The sequence below is a fragment of the Plantactinospora siamensis genome (genome assembly GCF_042434095.1).
Lineage (GTDB): Bacteria > Actinomycetota > Actinomycetes > Mycobacteriales > Micromonosporaceae > KBS50.
Map to the genome: position 1 here is coordinate 743311 of NZ_JBHLUE010000004.1, position 15864 is coordinate 759174.

Sequence of the window (15864 nt, forward strand, 5' to 3'; positions counted from 1 at the left end):
GGGACGAAGCAGGGCGCCGGTCTCGATGATCGAGACCGGCGCCCGTGTCCGAGCTGGTGCGGCGTGTTACCGGTTGTGCTGGCTCTCCTCGTACCGGGCCCCGCCGTCGGCCTCCGTGGTCAGCGGCCGAGCCCCGCCCTCGGGCGGGCCGGCTACCGACTGGCCGGCGGCCAGCTCCGGGAACTTGAGGTCGAACGCCGGCCGCTCGGAACGGATCCGCGGCATCCGGTCGAAGTTGCGGAGCGGCGGCGGGCAGCTGGTCGCCCACTCCAGGCTGTTTCCGTGACCCCAGGGGTCCATCACCTCGACCACCGGGCCGGTCTTGTACGACTTCCAGCAGTTGTAGAGGAACGGCAGGGTGGAGATGCCGGTGATGAACGCGCCGATCGAGGAGATCGTGTTCAGCGTGGTGAACCCGTCGGTGGGCAGATAATCGGCGTACCGGCGGGGCATGCCCTCGGCGCCGAGCCAGTGCTGCACCAGGAACGTGGTGTGGAACCCGATGAACGTCAACCAGAAGTGGATCTTGCCGAGCCGCTCGTCCAGCATCCGGCCGAACATCTTCGGGAACCAGAAGTAGATGCCCGCGAAGACCGCGAAGACGATCGTGCCGAACAGCACGTAGTGGAAGTGCGCCACCACGAAGTACGAGTCGGAGACGTGGAAGTCCACCGGGGGGCTGGCGAGCAGCACGCCGGTGAGGCCACCGAAGAGGAACGTGGTGAGGAAGCCGATGGCCCAGAGCATCGGGGTCTCGAAGCTGAGCTGGCCCCGCCACATGGTGCCGATCCAGTTGAAGAACTTCATGCCGGTGGGCACCGCGATCAGGTAGCTGAGGAAGCTGAAGAACGGCAGCAGCACCTGGCCGGTGGCGAACATGTGGTGCGCCCACACGCTCATCGACAGGGCCGCGATGGCGATGGTGGCGCCCACCAGGCCCTTGTAGCCGAACACCGGCTTGCGGGAGAAGACCGGGATGACCTCGGTGATGATGCCGAAGAACGGCAGCGCCACGATGTAGACCTCGGGGTGGCCGAAGAACCAGAACAGGTGCTGCCAGAGCAGCGGCCCGCCGGTGGCCGGGTCGTACACGTGGGCGCCGAGGATGCGGTCGGCGGCCAGTGCGAACAGCGCGGCGGCCAGCAGCGGGAAGACCATGATCACGAGCAGGCTGGTGATCAGGATGTTCCACGTGAAGATCGGCATCCGGAACATCGTCATGCCGGGCGCGCGCAGGGTCAGGATCGTCGTGATCATGTTGACCGCGCCGAGGATCGTGCCGAGACCGGAGATGGCCAGGCCGACCACCCACATGTTCGCGCCCACGCCCGGCGAGTTGACCACGTCGCTCAGCGGCGTGTACGCGAACCAGCCGAAGTCCGCCGCGCCTCCCGGGGTGAGGAAGCCGGCCAGCGCCAGCGACCCGCCGAAGAAGTACAGCCAGTAGGCGAAGCTGTTCAACCGCGGGAACGAGACGTCCGGCGCGCCGATCTGGAGCGGCGTGACGAAGTTCGCGAAGGCGAACACGATCGGCGTCGCGAAGAACAGCAGCATGATCGTGCCGTGCATCGTGAACAGCTGGTTGTACTGCTCCGGCGACAGGAACTGCAGGCCCGGGCGGGCCAGCTCGGCCCGCATCAGCAGGGCCATGAAGCCGCCGATCAAGAAGAACGCGAAGGCGGTGACCATGTACATGATCCCGATCTGCTTCGCGTCCGTCGTACGCAGCAGCCGCGTGAGAGCAGATCCCTTGACCTGCTGCCGGACCGGCCAGGGCCGGGTCACGATCGGCTTGGGTGCGACGGTGGTCACCAGTGGCCTCCGGTTCTCGTTCGTCCCACTCGGCACGCCGGAGATGTGGCTGGGCGTACCTGAAGAGCGAGGATAGTCCCCGGGACGGGGGGTCACTCGGGCGGGTGGCCGGCGGCGATCAGGCCGGTTCCCGCAGCAGCCGGTAGTGCGCCTGGAAAATCCGCCCGCCGCGGCCGCGCAGCACCGGGTCGCGCACGGCCGGCGGCACGTTCCGGGTCCGGTCCCGGTCGTGGGTCCGGTCGCGCACCCACTTCGCCCGCGGTCGCCGGCGCGCCTCGTACGCCCGGAGCGCCTCCTCGACGCTGGCCGCGGCCCGCAGCGTGGCGGCCAGCACGACGGCGTCCTCGACGGCCATGGCGGCGCCCTGGGACAGGGTGGGCGCGGTGGCGTGCGCGGCGTCGCCGACCAGCACCACCCGGCCGTTCGACCAGCGCCCCAGGTCGAGCTCGTCGGTCAGCGCGGCCCGGACGTCCCGGAGCGCGTCGAGCACCGCGGGCACCGGCCCGCCGTACCCGGCGAAGATCTGCCGGAGCCGGGCGGTCGGGTCGGCCGGCACCTCGCTGCCGGCCTCGTCGGCATAGCAGCACAGCCGGCCGCCACCCATCGGCATCACCAGGAAGCCGGCCCGCTGGCCGAGCACCGCGACCCAGTCGCACACGTCCGGCCGGCCGTCGACCACACCGCGGTAGGCCACCTGCCCGGCCGGGCGCGGCGGGCCACCGAGGGCGGCCAGGGTCCGCACCATCGAGCGCGGTCCGTCGGCGCCGACGACCAGGTCGTACGTCTGCTCCGCGCCGTCGGCGAAGATCACTTGAACGCCGTGCCGCCCCGGCCGGAACTCGTACGCCTCGACGCCGTACCGGACCGCGCCCTCGGCGCCGGCGAGCAGCACCTCGTGCAGGTCGGACCGCGGCAGCGCCCGGCACTCGCCCACCCCGGCCCACAGCCCGCGCAGGTCCACCTCGCAGAGCTGCTGGCCGGACGCGTCGAGAAAGCGCTGCCGCTCGATCACCTGGCCGAGCCGGCGGAGCGGCGCATCCAGCTCCAGATCGCGCAGCGCCCGGTCGGCGTTGCCGGGCAGGAAGATGCCCTCGTCGCAGCGGGCGGGACCGGGCAGCCGCTCGGCCACCTCGGGACGAAACCCGGCGAGCCGCAACGCGCGGGCCGCCGCCAGCCCGGCGATGCCCGCTCCCACGACGAGGATGCGGAGGGTGGACTCGATCATTGCGGGGCGACGCCTTCCGCGAGGTGTCGATACTCGTCGAAGGCAGAAGGCTACTGTATGCCACCGCCGGGCCGATAGCGCCGATTCGGATTCACCGCCGGACCGGCCTGGCCGTGGCGGACGGCATTCGGCCAGGTCAGTCGGCGCGGAAGGGCGGCCCGCGGGGCCCGCGGGAGGATCGGGTCCACCCGAACGGATGCTCGGGATGAACCGGCGCAGTTGCGCAGTCGTTTCAACCATGTAAATGTGTGAAGTGTCATGGGAGCGCTCCCGGCCCCCCGAATCCCCACCAGGAGCATCATGAGACGCCCGATCCGCACCCTCCTCGCCGCCTGCCTGATGGCCGCCGGCGGACTCGTCGCGGTCGTCGCCGCCAACCCGGCGTCCGCGGACACCCAGATCTGCGACCAGTACGGCTCGACCACAATCGGCGGCCGGTACGTGGTGCAGAACAACCGCTGGGGCACCTCGGCCCAGCAGTGCATCAACGTGACGAGCACCGGCTTCGCCATCACCACCCAGCAGGGCTCGGCGCCCACCAACGGCGCGCCGGTCTCGTACCCGTCGATCTTCCTCGGCTGCCACTACACCAACTGCTCCCCCGGCTCCCCCCTGCCGATGCAGCTGGGCAGCATCGGCAGCGCCACCAGCAGCATCAGCTACAACTACGTCAGCGGCGCCATCTACGACGCCTCGTACGACATCTGGCTGGACCCGACGCCGAAGAAGGACGGGGTCAACCAGATGGAGGTCATGATCTGGCTCAACCGGCAGGGCTCGATCCAGCCGATCGGCTCGGTGGTGGGCAACGTCAACATCGCCGGTCGCACCTGGGAGGTGTGGCGCGGCAGCAACGGCTCCAACAACGTCATCTCGTACGTCGCGCCGTCGGCCATCAGCAGCCTCAACTTCAGTGTGCTCGACTTCCTGGCCGACGTGCGCAACCGGGGCGCCATCACCAACGCCTGGTATCTGACCAGCATCCAGGCCGGCTTCGAGCCCTGGCAGGGTGGCGCCGGACTGGCCGTCAACAGCTTCTCGGCCACCGTCAACGGCGGCACCCCACCGACCGGCGGACCGACCGGCGGCCCCACCGGCGGACCGACCAACCCGCCCCCGGGCAACAGCTCGTGCCGGGTCACCTACAAGCCGACCTCCACCTGGAACAACGGCTTCACCGCCGACGTGACGGTGACGAACACCGGCTCGAGCACCATCAACGGCTGGACGCTGACCTACAACCTGCCCTCGGGCCAGCAGGTCACCAACGCCTGGAACGCCACGGTCAGCCAGAGCGGCTCGGCCGTGACCGCCCGCAACATCAGCTACAACGGCACCATCGCGCCCGGTGGCACCGCCAACTTCGGCTACCAGGGCACCCTGAACGGCAGCTACTCCTCGCCGACCAGCTTCGCCCTGAACGGCACCGCCTGCGCCACGGGCTGACCAGGAAAACGCCCTCCGACCAGGCATCGCCGGTCGGCCCGCTCCCGGGCCGGCCGGCGATGCCGCGTCAGTCGCGGCCCGGCAAGGTCCACAGTGCAGCCGCCCGGTACGGATACGTCGAGTTTTACTGTGGACAATTATCGATCCAGCCATCCATTGATCGCTGACGAGAAGTGCGGTTACATAGCGAGAGCGACCGGTTACTCACTTCTCGGGGGTGGCGAGATGCCGACGGTCACGGACGCCGGTTCGACCGTTCCGCGCCGCCAGTTGGGGCGCCGGCTGCGCCAGTTGCGCGAGGAGGCCGGCATCACCGTCAAGGCGGCCGCCGACGCCCTGGAGTGGTCGACCCCCAAGCTCTGGCGCATCGAGGGCGGGATGGTCTCGATGCGGTCCCTCGACGTCGAGGCCATGTGCCGGGTCTACGCCGCGCCCGGGGCGGTGACCGAGGAGCTGATGGCGCTGGCCAAGCAGACCCGGGCCCGCGGCTGGTGGCACGCGTACGCCGACGTCATCCCGGGCTGGTTCGAGCTGTACGTCGGGCTGGAGGCCGCGGCCAGCCGGCTGCGGACGTACGCCCCCGAGGTGGTGCCGGGGCTGCTGCGCACCGAGGCGTACGCCGAGGAGGCCCTGCGGGTCACCCAGCCGGCGCTGCCCGACGAGGCCGTCCGGCGGATGGTCGCGGTGACCAGCCACCGGCAGGCCGCGCTGTCCCGGCGCAGCCCGCCACCGCCCCGGCTGGAGGTGGTGCTCAACGAGTCGGTGCTGCGCCGGTCGCTGCAGGACCGTTCCGCCATGGCCGCCCAACTGCGCCACATCATCGAGCTCGCCGAGCGGCGCACGGTGTCGGTGCGGATCATGCCGCTGGACGCCGGGCTGCACCCGGCCGTCGCGGCCGGCGGCACGTTCACGATCCTCACCTTCGCCCCCCGGGAGACCGGCGAGGCGGAGCCGCCCACGGTCTACCACGAGGGGCTGACCGCGGCCACGTACCTGGACAAGGCCGTCGACGTGGAGGCGTACGACGCGGCCTGGACCGCGCTGCGCGGGGCCGTGCTGGACGACGCCGACTCCGCGGCGCTGCTCGCGGAGGCCGCGAAGGCGTACGGCTGAGCCGGTGATCAGCCCGCGAGGCCGTCGATCTCGGCCAGCTCCCCCTCGTCCAGGGAAAAGCCGAAGATGTCCAGGTTGGACCTGATCCGCTCCGGCGTACCCGATTTCGGGATCACCACGAAGCCGTGGTCGACGTGCCAGCGCAGCACGACCTGGGCCGGCGTCACGCCGTGCGCCTCGGCGATCCGGGTCAGCACCGGGTCGCTCAGGTTGGTGTTCTTGAAGGCGCTGTAGCCCTCCAGCACCACGTCGCGGTCCCGGTGCTCGGCGACCAGCCGGCCGTCGTAGAGGGCGGGGCTCCAGCGGATCTGGTTGACCGCCGGGGTCTCGCCGGTCTCCCGGATCAGCTCGTCCAGCTGGGCGGTGCTGTAGTTGCTCACGCCCGCGGCCCGGAGCCGGCCGTCCGCGCGGGCGGCCAGGAACGCCCGCCACGTGGCCACGCCCGCGCCGCGGGACGGCGGCCAGTGGATCAGCCAGAGATCGACGTAGTCGGTGCCCAACGCCGCGAGGCTGGCGTCCAGCGTCTCCCGCTCCCGGCCGGCCCGATCGGGCGGCAGCTTCGTGGTGATGAAGATGTCCTCCCGGGGCACGCCGCTGTCCCGGACGGCGCGGCCCACCTCCGCCTCGTTCCCGTACATGGTGGCCGTGTCCAGGAGCCGGTAGCCGGCCTCCAGGGCGGTCCGGACGGCCTCGTACCCACTCCGGCCGGTGAGCTGCCAGGTGCCGAAGCCGACCAGCGGCATCGACACCTTTCCCGCGAGCTCGACGGACGGCTGTCCAGCGGTTGTCGTCATGCGCCATTCCTACCCGGCCGCCCCACCGGCATGCCTGAGACCCGACGGCGGCAGTCCGCGCCCACCCAGACCCGCCCGGTCCGCCCAGACCCGCCCGGTCCGCCCGGTCCGCCGAGAACCATCCCCGTACGTTGATGGTTGCGAGCGTCCAACTTATTGGCCGGGCCGGCAGGTTTATCCCTCGGGAAACCCGGGGACTCCACCTGGCAAGGCCGGGTCGGTGATCCGCCCCGGCCGAGCCAGGTCCCCGTTGACGTACCGCCGGATGGCTGCGTCGGTGGGAGACGGCCAGAGCGCGGCGACGTTCCCACCGGGAGCGGCGCCGCGCGCTCTGTGTCCGCCCGCCCGCCGGCGGAAACACGGGACCGGACCCGCCGCGACCGACGGTCGACGGCGGGCCCGGCCGGGGTGTGTCAGGAAAGCACGCCGAGATGGAACGCTCGGTCAGTGAGCACTCCGGCGGTGTTGTAGGTGGTCACGAAGACGCCCGTGGCCAGGCCGGCCCGCCCGACGACGGTGACCGCACCGTCCGGCGCCGCGCCGACGCTGCCGGCGAAGCCCTGGGTGGCCAGGAAGGCGGACCGGGTGACGTCGTGGCTGAAGACGACCTGGTAGGCGCCGACGCCGAGCCGGATCGACGACACGACGCCGAAGCCCCGCGCCAGGGTGCCGTTGGCGTTGACGACGGCCCAGAACACCTGAGCGGTCGGCGGCATGCCGGCCACGGTGGCCGGGACGAGGGTACGGGTGGCCTCCTCGACCTCGGCCGGGCTCGGCTCCGGCTGCTGCATGACCTGCTCTTCGCTGGATTCGGACATGATTGCGCTCCTTGCCCGGATCGGTTGATCGATCCGTGTTCCGAAGGGTGGCTTGGCTGCGGCCCGGGTCGACCGGCGGGCGAGCCTCCACTACTGAGAGTAATCAGAGCAGCCCACGGCACCTAGATCGAACAGGTGTCCAATCTCGGACAAGGAGAGCAAGCTAAATATTTCTCACTTTTGCTATCTGACGGTGCAGCCGACGTTCACCGGCGGGTCCGCGGCGCCGTTCACCACCATCCCCCAGCTGGTCCGGCCGCCCGCCGGGATCGCGCCGTTGTAGTTGGCGTTCGTGGCCACCACCCGCTGACCCGACTGGGTGGCGGTGGCGTTCCAGGCGCTGGCCAGCTGCTGGCTGCCGGGGAAGGTCAGCGTGCTGGTCCACGCGCTGCTGGCCGCCGTGCCGTTGTTGGCGACCGTCACCTCGGCCTGGAAGCCACCGGTCCACGAGCTGACCACCCGGTAGCTGGCCGCGCACGTGCCCGCCGGCCCCGTCGGGGTCGGGCTCACGGTCGGGCTGGCCGTCGGGCTCGGCCTCCCGGTGGGGCTGGGGCTCGCCGTCGGGCTCGGGCTGGCCGTGGGGCTCGCGCTCGCCGTCGGGGTCGGGCTGCCCGTCGGTCCGGTGCCGTCCGAGGTGGTGTAGCTGACCCGGGTGTACGCGGCCGAGCAGCGGCCGCCGCAGGAGGCGGGCAGGCTGAACCGGTATTCCCGGCCGTTGTTGATGAGGGCGTCGGTCACGTCCCGGACCCGGATCCGGTAGTCGGCGCCGCCCGCCGTGGTGGGATTGATGAGGTACGCCTGACCCATGTCGCTGTCCATTGTGGCGCTCTGCCACGCCCCGCCGGCGAAGTACTCCAGGCCGTGGATGCCGTTGGCCAGGTGCGACACGGCCACCGCCGTCCAGTAGGGCTGGGATCCCTGCAGGAACCCGATGTTGATGTCCCCGGTGTAGCCGGGCGCCGGCACGAAGTTCCAGGAGATGTGCCGGTTGTTCCAGTGATTGGGGTTCAGGTCCCCCACCGGCGTCCCGTTCTTGACGAACCGGTTGAGCGAGTCGGTGGACAGGTCCAGGTGGTACCGGTCGTCCCGGCACCAGGCGTTGCCGTCGCCGCAGCTGTCGGCCACCACCATGGTGAGGGTGGCCCCGTTGTACGCGTCGGAAACCCACGAGCCGTTGCGGCAGAACGGCTGGCCGGACGCCCCGTCGTTGGTTCCGGTGCAGTAGTCGCCGATGCTGACCTGGACGAACCGGCCGCAGTTGCGGCCGTTGTCCCAGAGGCCGATCTTGTCGGCCTGGGACGGCGGCAGCGGGCGGGTCGGATAGGACGAGTAGTCGCCCGGCAGGTCGTAGACGTTGAGCGCCACGAAGTCCGGCGAATCGAGGGCGGACTGCGGGAGCCCGCAGCCGCCGTACGGGGCGCCGAGCGCGTCGAAGTGGGTGGCGTTGCCGGTCACCGGCGTGGTGGGCGGCGGCACGGTGGCGCCGACCCGGCCGGCCGGGAACAGCGCGGCCACCAGCACCGCCGCGGTCAGCAGGGCCAGCAGGAGCAGCGGGTACGGCCGGCGACGGGCGCCGGCCACGAGGGCGTACGGAGACATGGTGTGCCTTCTGTGAGCAGGATGGACCGACGGGTGGCAGTGGTGCCCTGTGTCACTGCCCGGCCATCCGCGCACGCCTATGTCACCACCCGCGCCAACCGGTGTCAAACGAGCTCCCACCGGCGCCCGCGGAGCACGTCAAACTATCGATGATATTGATTGCAACCCACTCGTCAAGAAGTTTCGCAACAAACAGACGTACCGTAGAAAGTCTTCTTGCGGCCGTTGCCGCCGTCGGCCCGGCGTGGCGGGATGGGACGACCCGCCCGCCCGTACCCGGAGGTCGTCATGTCCGTTCCGATCCCCCGCCGCGCGGTGCTGCGCGGCGCGGCCCTGCTGGCCGGCGCCGCCGCGGCGCCGCTGGTCGCGCGGCCCGCGCTCGCGGCCGTCGACCAGCCCGACATCGCCAACTGCGCGACCTGGGGCGCCCGGCCACCGTCATCGGCGGTGACCGTGCTGCAGAACCGGCCCAACAAGATCATCGTGCATCACACGGCGTTCCCGAACTCCACCGACTACAGCCAGGCGCACGCGTTCGCCAACGCGCGCGACATCCAGAACCTGCACATGGACACCAACGGTTGGCTGGACTCCGGGCAGCACTTCACCAACAGCCGCGGCGGCTGGCTGACCGAGGGCCGGCACGGCAGCCTGTACGCGCTGCTGCACGGGCAGACGATGGTGCAGGGCGCGCACTGCGTCGGCCAGAACAGCCAGGCCATCGGCATCGAGAACGAGGGCACCTATCTGGACGTGCAGCCGCCGCAGGCGCTGTGGGACAGCCTGGTGCTGTTCTGCGCCTTCACCTGCCAGCAGTACGCCATCCCGGCCACCGAGATCTACGGGCACAAGGACTTCAACGCCACGCAGTGCCCGGGCCTGCTGCACGACCGGCTGCCCGAACTGCGCGCCGCGGTGGCCGCCCTGCTCAGTTAGGGCGCGCCCGGCGGAACCTCGGCTCCGGATCCTTCGGGATCCCCCGGAACTCGAACGCGCGCCCCGGCGCATTGACCGACGGTGTTACCAAGGTCGGGACGGTCCGCGCGGCGCGGGCCCAGGCCGGCCGGTCCAAGGGGAGTCGCAGTGGTGAAGGCAGCAGGTTCGGGGCGCAGGAGCGGCGTGGCGCCGTTCATCGCCGGTGGCCTCGTGGCGCTGGTTGTGCTGGTCGGCGTCCTGGTGGGCGTGATCAACGGATTCGACAAGACCAACGCGGGCGAGGTGGCCGTGGTCCGCAACGGTGGCCTGTTCGACAACAAGCGGATCCGCCAGGTCGTCTCGCCCGGTTCCGGGATGACCTGGATCGGGCTGTGGTCGAGCATGCACCGGTACCCGTCGCAGCAGCGGTTCTACACCCTCACGGCCGACCAGGAGCGGGGCGGCCGGCCCGGGATCGACGTGGCGCACAGCCCGTCGAGCGACGGCGTGGACATGGGCATCGAGGCGACGATCTACTTCACCCTCAACACCGACCGGGCGGCCATCTCCAGCTTCGACGACAAGTTCGGCACCCGGGACTTCCTGGGCGCCGACGGCGAGCGCCGGTACCCGTGGGACGGGATCGACGGTTGGAACAGCTTCTTCGACGCGGTGGTCCGGCCGATCATCGACAACGACCTGCGGGTGCAGATCAACAACTTCCGCTGCGCCGAGCTGGTGTCGAGCTGCGCGCTGGTGCAGAACGGCACCATCCGCCCGGACACCGGCAAGCCGGCCGCGAACGGCCAGGCGAACAACACGAACATCGCGAAGGTGCAGCAGGCGATCAACGACAGCCTGCAGGCCGACCTGCGGGACACGCTGGGCGGCGACTTCTTCCAGAACCTCAAGTTCAACCTGGTCCGGGTCAGCCTGCCGGCCAACGTGCAGGAGGCAGTCAACAAGGCGCAGGCGGCGTTCGCCCAGGTCAGCGAGGCACAGGCAAAGGTCGCCCAGGCGCAGGCCGAGGCCGACGCCAACAAGAAGCGGCAGGAGGGCTACAACGCCTGCACCACCTGCGCGCAGATCGACATGATCAAGGCGCTGCCGCCCGGGCTCACCACGTACGCGCCGGGCGCCGGCACGACCGTACCGATCAAGTAGGGGGCCGGCATGCGGCTGATCGGCCTGCTCGTCGCCGTGCTGCTCGCGGCGGCCGTCCTCTACTGCGGGTACGCCGTGCTCACCCGGCTACGCGGCACGCGTACCCGCCGGGCGCACCGGGCGGCCCGCTGGCAGGTCCGGCACTACGGCGGCGGCGGGCAGACCGTGGTGGCGGTCGTGCTGGCCACCACCGGGGGCGACCGGCTCGACGAGCACGTGGTGGCCCGGCTCCCGGACGGCGACCCGGACTGGCAGGCCCGGTTCCTCGCGGCCCGGCAGGAGGCCGAGGAACGGGCCTTCCACCTGAACGCCGACCGCTGAAGCGGCGCGGCGCCGCGTGACCGGCTGTCACGCGGCGCCGCGGTGAGCGGTACGCGGGGCCCGGGGTCGGTGTCGGGCGCCCGCGTCCGGCGTCCGGACCGGCTCAGGACCCGAGCTGGCTCAACGGGCCCGCCAGGTCCGGGAAGTTGCGGGTGCTCATCGCCTGCACCCCCGCGGTGTGGTCGCCGTTGAACGGCGTGGTGGCGCCGGGGCAGCCGGCCGCGGTGGCCTCCGCCGGCGTGTTGAACCAGAAGCCGACGTGGTAGGTGTGGATCGGGGCGAACGCCGGATTGCTGGTGGCGTCGATCGTCGGATGCGTGTCCGGGGCATGGGTGCTGCCGGGCGCCACGGCGAAGGTCTCGATGTTGAACCGCCCGATGACCCGGACAGTCGCCCGGCCGCGAGAGTCCGACCGCAGGTCGCTCTGGTACCAGGAGACCCCGAACGGAGCGTTGGGCACCTGCAGGATGAACAGGTCGAAGTTGGTTCGCGGTGGCAGCCCGTACGCCCGTATGGTCATCACCTCGTTGAAGCGTTGCGGGTACACCCGGACCGTCGCGCGGGCGTCGCGGAGGCAGTTGGCGCCCTCGGCCGCGGCGGAACGGACCATCGTGAAGGTCAGTCCGTTGCCCCCCGCGACCGCGGTGGTGGTCACGATCGAGGCGACCAGCGCGCCGGCCGCAGTGGCGGCGGCGAGGACACCGATGATCTTGATGCGCAGTTTCATGGCGATCTCCAGCTGGTGGGAGGAGGCGGCGGCCCGGGTCGGCGGTTGCCGGATGATCCGGACAGCTCAGGCGGAAACCACGCTAGATAAGTCGACTCCGGCAGCAAAGACATTAGCCTTAGATCCGTCAATATGAGGAGCACCCATGATCGCTCCATCCGGCGCCGAGCCGCCGAGGCCCCCCGCACCGGCCGAGGCGACGTGGCCAGTGCGGTGGAACCCCAGCCGAGCGGTCAGCTCGGTCGAGCCACCATCAGCGCGGGGAGATCGGCGGCCTGGACCGACCGACGGGCCCGGCCCGCGCCCAGCAGATAGAGCTCGCACCCTGCCCGGGTGAACCGCACCGTGATCGCCCGGCCGGCGTGCCGGGCCGCGAGCCGGATCAGCTCCGGCACCGGGTCGCCCGGCACGGCCACCGGGTCGTGGTCCGGCGCCGGGATGGCAACGTGCGGATCGACCGGCACGCGCTCCGCGAACGCGAGGTCCAGCACGTCGATGAGGGCCGCCACGGCGGCCCGCGGGCCGGCCGCGGTGGGGAACTCGTCGACCGGGACCGGCGCGGCCGGCGACAGCAGCCGCAGCTCCCAGCGCGGCCCGTCCGGCCAGCGCAGCACCGCAACCGGCGCGCCGGTGGTGGTGGTGCGCGCCTCCCGCCCGACCGGCAGGCCGGGCAGACCCACCGGAGCTGGTCCGCCGTTGAGGTCGGTCGACTTCGAGGCGCCCGCCGGGCGGGACGGCGCCGGCACCGGTACGCCGTCCCGCAGCGTGACCAGCAGCGCCAGGTCGAGGCCGTGGGCCAACCGGACGAGCGTCGCGAGCGTGAGTGGACCGGGCGCACCCGGCCGCCCGCCGGCTTGGCCGGCGAGCAGACCGAACCGGCCCAGCCGCCGCCCGGCGTGGTTCGGCGCTCCGCTCCGGCCGATGGCCACCCGCCAGGGCTCCCGCCAGCACTCCGCGACGGCCCGCGCTTCGAGGTCGTACCGCCGGTCGGCCGGCAGCTCGGGATCCCAGTCGGCGGGCAGCCGCAGGGTCAGCTCGTCGGGCGTCCCGGCCACGCCCGCCGCCTCGGCCAGCTCCCCGATCCGCGCGGTGAGCGCCACCCGCCAGCCACCGCCCGGGACCGGCCGGACATCAAGGCGGCCCGGTTCGACGACGGCCGAGCGAACAGCGCCGGTGTCGATGTTGGCCACCGTGAGTACGAGCTGCGCCCGCAACCGGCCCCGACCGGCACACGCTGGGCAACCGTCCGGCTCGAACGGGCCCGCGCCGACCGGGCCGGGGTCCGGCCGGCCGGAGCAGACCGGGCAGGTGATCACGGGTGCGGCCGCGCTCACCGGGCCACCTCCGGCGTGCACGGCCCGTCGTGGTCGGCCCGCCGGGCGCACCGGCCGCCACCCGGCAGCCGGCAATCGCAGAACACCCGATGTCGTACGCCCTGCTCGTCCTCGGCCGACACGGTGGTCTCTCCCTGGTCCACCTCGGCCAGGAAGCCGAGCGAGCGGGCCAGCGTGCCGGCGAAGTGCCGGGCCGCGGGCAGGTCGGCCGCCGTGAATGGCAGGTGCGCCACCCAGCGCGGGCTCATCCGGCAACCCCCGCGGCCGTGGTCGCCCGCAGCATGGCGGCCGGCCGCGGCGGCGGGTACGGCGTCCCGGTCCGACCGGACCCGCGGTCGGACGGCGACGGTGGCTTCGAGCGCCCGGCGAACGAAAATGCGCGCACGACAGCATCACCCTTTCTTGGCAGGGAGTTGGCTCGAATTGAGATGACCGGTGGGAATCGACGACGACCGGTCGCGCCGTTCGGAGCAATCTTGAGCGCCCGGCACCGGGATTTCAACGAGTCACCGCGCGTTTGCGGTGGGTATTTGCGACCAACTGGCCGATGTTGCAAAAACACCGCTCAAACGGTCCTTACATGCCGCCGCGGCCCGACCAAAAGCGCGAAAATCGGTATTGTAGAGCGTTCTTTCTAGAGTTATCTTTAGCAAATGCCGGATCCCCGACCGCAGGTCGCGCTCACCGACCCCACCGCGCTGCGCGCGTACGCCCACCCGCTGCGGCTGGCCCTCGTCGGGCTGCTCCGTCGCGAGGGCCCGCTCACCGCCACCCGGGCGGCCCGGGCGCTCGGCGACAACGTGCCGAACTGCTCCTTCCACCTCCGCCAGCTCGCCAAGTACGGCCTGGTGGAGCGGGTCGCCGGCGCCGACGCCCGGGAGCGGCCCTGGCAGGCCACGGCGCTGGCCACCCAGTGGGAGCACCACGCCGACGACCCGGCCATGCAGGCCGCGGTGGACCATCTCGACGCGGTCATCGCAAAGCGCTACTACGAGCGGGCCATGCGCTGGCTCGCCCGGCGCGCCGAGGAGCCCGCCGAGTGGCGCCGAAACACCGGGCCGGGCGACGCGCTGCTCTTCCTCACCGCGGAGGAGCTGGCCGAACTGCTGCGCCGACAGGAGGAGCTCGTGGCAGAGTTCCGGCCCCGGCAGGTCGAGGAGAGCCTGCGGCCGCCGGGCGCGCGGGCCGTCAGCATCGCCCAGTACGTCACGCTCTACCACCCGGACGAGGCGGCGGACCGGCCGTGACCGCCGTCCGCGAACCCCGTGCCCGGGCCTGGGCGCCGCCGCTGCTGCGCGACCCGCCGTTCCGGCGCTACTGGTCCGGCCAGACCGTGTCGCTGCTGGGCGACCAGATCACCGAGATCGCCCTGCCGCTGCTCGCCGTGCTGGTGGCGCACGCCGGGCCGGCGCAGATGGGCTACCTCACCGCCGCGGCGCTGCTGCCGAACCTGCTCTTCTCGCTGGTGGCCGGCGCGTGGGCGGACCGCCGCGCGGACAAGCGGCGGATCATGATCCTGGCCGACCTCGGCCGCGCGGCCGCGCTGCTCGCGGTGCCCACCCTCTACCTCACCGGCCGGCTGGCGCTGCCGGTGCTGTACCTGATCGCCTTCGCCGTCGGCACGTTGAGCGTGGCGTTCGAGGTGTGCCGCAGCACGCTGTTCGCGTCGCTGGTGAACCGCCGGGACTACCTGGCGGCCAACGCGCTGCTGAACGGCTCCCGGGCGTTCTCCTTCGTGGCCGGGACCAGCGCCGGCGGGTTGCTGGTGCAGTTCCTCACCGCCCCGGTGGCGCTGCTGGTGGACGGGCTGTCCTATCTGTACTCGGCGTGGGCCATCGCCCGGGTCCGGGTCACCGAGCCGGCGCCGCCAACCGAGCGCGGCCTGGCGGTAGGCCGCGGGCTGAGCTTCCTCGCCCGCTCGCCGGTGATGCGGGCCCTGGTGTGCGGGAGCACCACGCTCAACCTGTTCAACTACATGTTCCACGCGCTGTTCATCCTGTACGCCACCCGCTATCTGCGGATCGCGCCCGGCGTGCTGGGGGTGGCCCTGGGGGTGGCCTCGATCGGCTCGCTGCTCGGCGCCACGCTCGCGCGCCGGCTGGCCGACCGGTTCGGCGTGGGCCGGACGCTGGTGGCCAGCTACCTCCTTTTCCCGGCGCCGCTGATCCTGATCCCGCTGGCCACCGGGCCGCATGCGCTGGTGCTCGCCACCCTCTGCGCGGCCGAGTTCCTCAGCGGGGCCGGCGTGATGGTGCTGGACATCGTGGGCGGCTCGGTCCAGACCAGCGTGGTCCCGGATGGACTGCGGGCCCGGGTCTCCGGGGCGTACCGGACCCTCAACTACGGCATTCGGCCGATCGGCGCGGTGCTGGGCGGCGCGCTGGGCGCGGCGCTGGGCGTCCGCACCGGTCTCTGGATCGCCACGGTCGGCGCCACGGCCGGCACCGGATGGCTGCTCGCCTCCCCCATCCCCCGCCTCCACCGCCTCTAACTCCCCACCCTCCCGCCCCTCTCCCGCCTCGGGCGATCTTGCACTTTTGGCCCCAGCAAAAGGCGCATAAGACGCAAAAAGAGGGCCCAAAGTGCAAGATCGCGG

Annotated in this window: 15 protein-coding genes; 7 read left to right on the forward strand and 8 right to left on the reverse strand. The window is 71.7% G+C overall.

What is annotated here, in order from left to right:
- Window positions 1-66 precede the first annotated feature (66 nt).
- Both ctaD and ACFFHU_RS08285 read right to left on the reverse strand, forming a co-directional pair.
- Window positions 67-1812, reverse strand: a complete 1746-nt coding sequence (ctaD, locus tag ACFFHU_RS08280; RefSeq protein WP_377337100.1) for an aa3-type cytochrome oxidase subunit I — start codon at window positions 1810-1812, stop codon at window positions 67-69.
- Window positions 1813-1930: 118 nt separating this feature from the next.
- Window positions 1931-3037, reverse strand: a complete 1107-nt coding sequence (locus ACFFHU_RS08285) for an FAD-dependent monooxygenase (RefSeq protein WP_377337101.1) — start codon at window positions 3035-3037, stop codon at window positions 1931-1933.
- Window positions 3038-3337: 300 nt separating this feature from the next.
- Here ACFFHU_RS08285 and ACFFHU_RS08290 point away from each other — a divergent pair, with 300 nt between their 5' ends.
- On the forward strand, window positions 3338-4483 hold the full coding sequence (locus ACFFHU_RS08290) for a glycoside hydrolase family 12 protein (RefSeq protein ID WP_377337102.1): 1146 nt from the start codon (window positions 3338-3340) through the stop codon (window positions 4481-4483).
- Between the two features lie 225 nt (window positions 4484-4708).
- Entirely contained in the window at window positions 4709-5596 is an 888-nt protein-coding gene (locus ACFFHU_RS08295) for a helix-turn-helix domain-containing protein (RefSeq protein ID WP_377337103.1), read from the forward strand.
- An 8-nt stretch (window positions 5597-5604) separates the two neighbouring features.
- Here ACFFHU_RS08295 and ACFFHU_RS08300 read toward each other — a convergent pair whose 3' ends face one another.
- The 3 genes from ACFFHU_RS08300 to ACFFHU_RS08310 all read right to left on the reverse strand — a co-directional run bounded on the left by ACFFHU_RS08300 (window position 5605) and on the right by ACFFHU_RS08310 (window position 8807).
- Window positions 5605-6390: an aldo/keto reductase gene (locus tag ACFFHU_RS08300; protein WP_377337104.1), complete on the reverse strand. Its 786-nt coding sequence runs from the start codon at window positions 6388-6390 to the stop codon at window positions 5605-5607.
- 413 nt (window positions 6391-6803) lie between these two features.
- Window positions 6804-7208, reverse strand: coding sequence for a hypothetical protein (locus ACFFHU_RS08305; protein WP_377337105.1), 405 nt, complete (start codon window positions 7206-7208; stop codon window positions 6804-6806).
- A gap of 183 nt (window positions 7209-7391) precedes the next feature.
- The gene (locus ACFFHU_RS08310; protein WP_377337106.1) at window positions 7392-8807 is read right to left on the reverse strand and encodes a cellulose binding domain-containing protein; all 1416 of its coding nucleotides are present in this window, start codon (window positions 8805-8807) and stop codon (window positions 7392-7394) included.
- Window positions 8808-9095: 288 nt separating this feature from the next.
- On the opposite strand from ACFFHU_RS08310, the gene ACFFHU_RS08315 reads away from it, so the two are divergent.
- The 3 genes from ACFFHU_RS08315 to ACFFHU_RS08325 all read left to right on the forward strand — a co-directional run bounded on the left by ACFFHU_RS08315 (window position 9096) and on the right by ACFFHU_RS08325 (window position 11207).
- On the forward strand, window positions 9096-9743 hold the full coding sequence (locus ACFFHU_RS08315) for a peptidoglycan recognition protein family protein (protein ID WP_377337107.1): 648 nt from the start codon (window positions 9096-9098) through the stop codon (window positions 9741-9743).
- 183 nt (window positions 9744-9926) lie between these two features.
- Window positions 9927-10886: an SPFH domain-containing protein gene (locus ACFFHU_RS08320; RefSeq protein ID WP_377337108.1), complete on the forward strand. Its 960-nt coding sequence runs from the start codon at window positions 9927-9929 to the stop codon at window positions 10884-10886.
- A gap of 9 nt (window positions 10887-10895) precedes the next feature.
- Window positions 10896-11207 carry a hypothetical protein gene (locus ACFFHU_RS08325; RefSeq protein ID WP_377337109.1) on the forward strand — a complete coding sequence of 104 codons (312 nt, stop codon included), beginning with the start codon at window positions 10896-10898 and terminating at the stop codon, window positions 11205-11207.
- 103 nt (window positions 11208-11310) lie between these two features.
- On the opposite strand, the gene ACFFHU_RS08330 is transcribed toward ACFFHU_RS08325, so the two are convergent.
- From ACFFHU_RS08330 to ACFFHU_RS08340, 3 genes are all read right to left on the reverse strand, one after another.
- Window positions 11311-11934, reverse strand: coding sequence for a hypothetical protein (locus tag ACFFHU_RS08330; RefSeq protein ID WP_377337110.1), 624 nt, complete (start codon window positions 11932-11934; stop codon window positions 11311-11313).
- Between the two features lie 233 nt (window positions 11935-12167).
- Window positions 12168-13268, reverse strand: coding sequence for a hypothetical protein (locus ACFFHU_RS08335; protein WP_377337112.1), 1101 nt, complete (start codon window positions 13266-13268; stop codon window positions 12168-12170).
- On the reverse strand, window positions 13265-13516 hold the full coding sequence (locus ACFFHU_RS08340; protein WP_377337114.1) for a hypothetical protein: 252 nt from the start codon (window positions 13514-13516) through the stop codon (window positions 13265-13267). Before ACFFHU_RS08340 ends, ACFFHU_RS08335 begins: the two co-directional genes overlap by 4 nt.
- Before the next feature lie 405 nt (window positions 13517-13921).
- Here ACFFHU_RS08340 and ACFFHU_RS08345 point away from each other — a divergent pair, with 405 nt between their 5' ends.
- Window positions 13922-14515: a helix-turn-helix domain-containing protein gene (locus ACFFHU_RS08345; protein ID WP_377337115.1), complete on the forward strand. Its 594-nt coding sequence runs from the start codon at window positions 13922-13924 to the stop codon at window positions 14513-14515.
- Window positions 14512-15759, forward strand: coding sequence for an MFS transporter (locus ACFFHU_RS08350; RefSeq protein ID WP_377337117.1), 1248 nt, complete (start codon window positions 14512-14514; stop codon window positions 15757-15759). Before ACFFHU_RS08345 ends, ACFFHU_RS08350 begins: the two co-directional genes overlap by 4 nt.
- Window positions 15760-15864 lie beyond the last annotated feature (105 nt).

Bases quoted from the DNA above. Each gene is read 5' to 3' on its own strand.
- ACFFHU_RS08295 (WP_377337103.1), top strand. From the start codon at position 4,709: ATGCCGACGGTCACGGACGCCGGTTCGACCGTTCCGCGCCGCCAGTTG.
- ACFFHU_RS08345 (WP_377337115.1), top strand. From the start codon at position 13,922: ATGCCGGATCCCCGACCGCAGGTCGCGCTCACCGACCCCACCGCGCTG.
- ACFFHU_RS08300 (WP_377337104.1), bottom strand. From the start codon at position 6,390: ATGACGACAACCGCTGGACAGCCGTCCGTCGAGCTCGCGGGAAAGGTG.
- ACFFHU_RS08290 (WP_377337102.1), top strand. From the start codon at position 3,338: ATGAGACGCCCGATCCGCACCCTCCTCGCCGCCTGCCTGATGGCCGCC.
- ACFFHU_RS08310 (WP_377337106.1), bottom strand. From the start codon at position 8,807: ATGTCTCCGTACGCCCTCGTGGCCGGCGCCCGTCGCCGGCCGTACCCG.
- ACFFHU_RS08315 (WP_377337107.1), top strand. From the start codon at position 9,096: ATGTCCGTTCCGATCCCCCGCCGCGCGGTGCTGCGCGGCGCGGCCCTG.
- ACFFHU_RS08330 (WP_377337110.1), bottom strand. From the start codon at position 11,934: ATGAAACTGCGCATCAAGATCATCGGTGTCCTCGCCGCCGCCACTGCG.
- ACFFHU_RS08305 (WP_377337105.1), bottom strand. From the start codon at position 7,208: ATGTCCGAATCCAGCGAAGAGCAGGTCATGCAGCAGCCGGAGCCGAGC.
- ACFFHU_RS08325 (WP_377337109.1), top strand. From the start codon at position 10,896: ATGCGGCTGATCGGCCTGCTCGTCGCCGTGCTGCTCGCGGCGGCCGTC.
- ACFFHU_RS08285 (WP_377337101.1), bottom strand. From the start codon at position 3,037: ATGATCGAGTCCACCCTCCGCATCCTCGTCGTGGGAGCGGGCATCGCC.
- ACFFHU_RS08340 (WP_377337114.1), bottom strand. From the start codon at position 13,516: ATGAGCCCGCGCTGGGTGGCGCACCTGCCATTCACGGCGGCCGACCTG.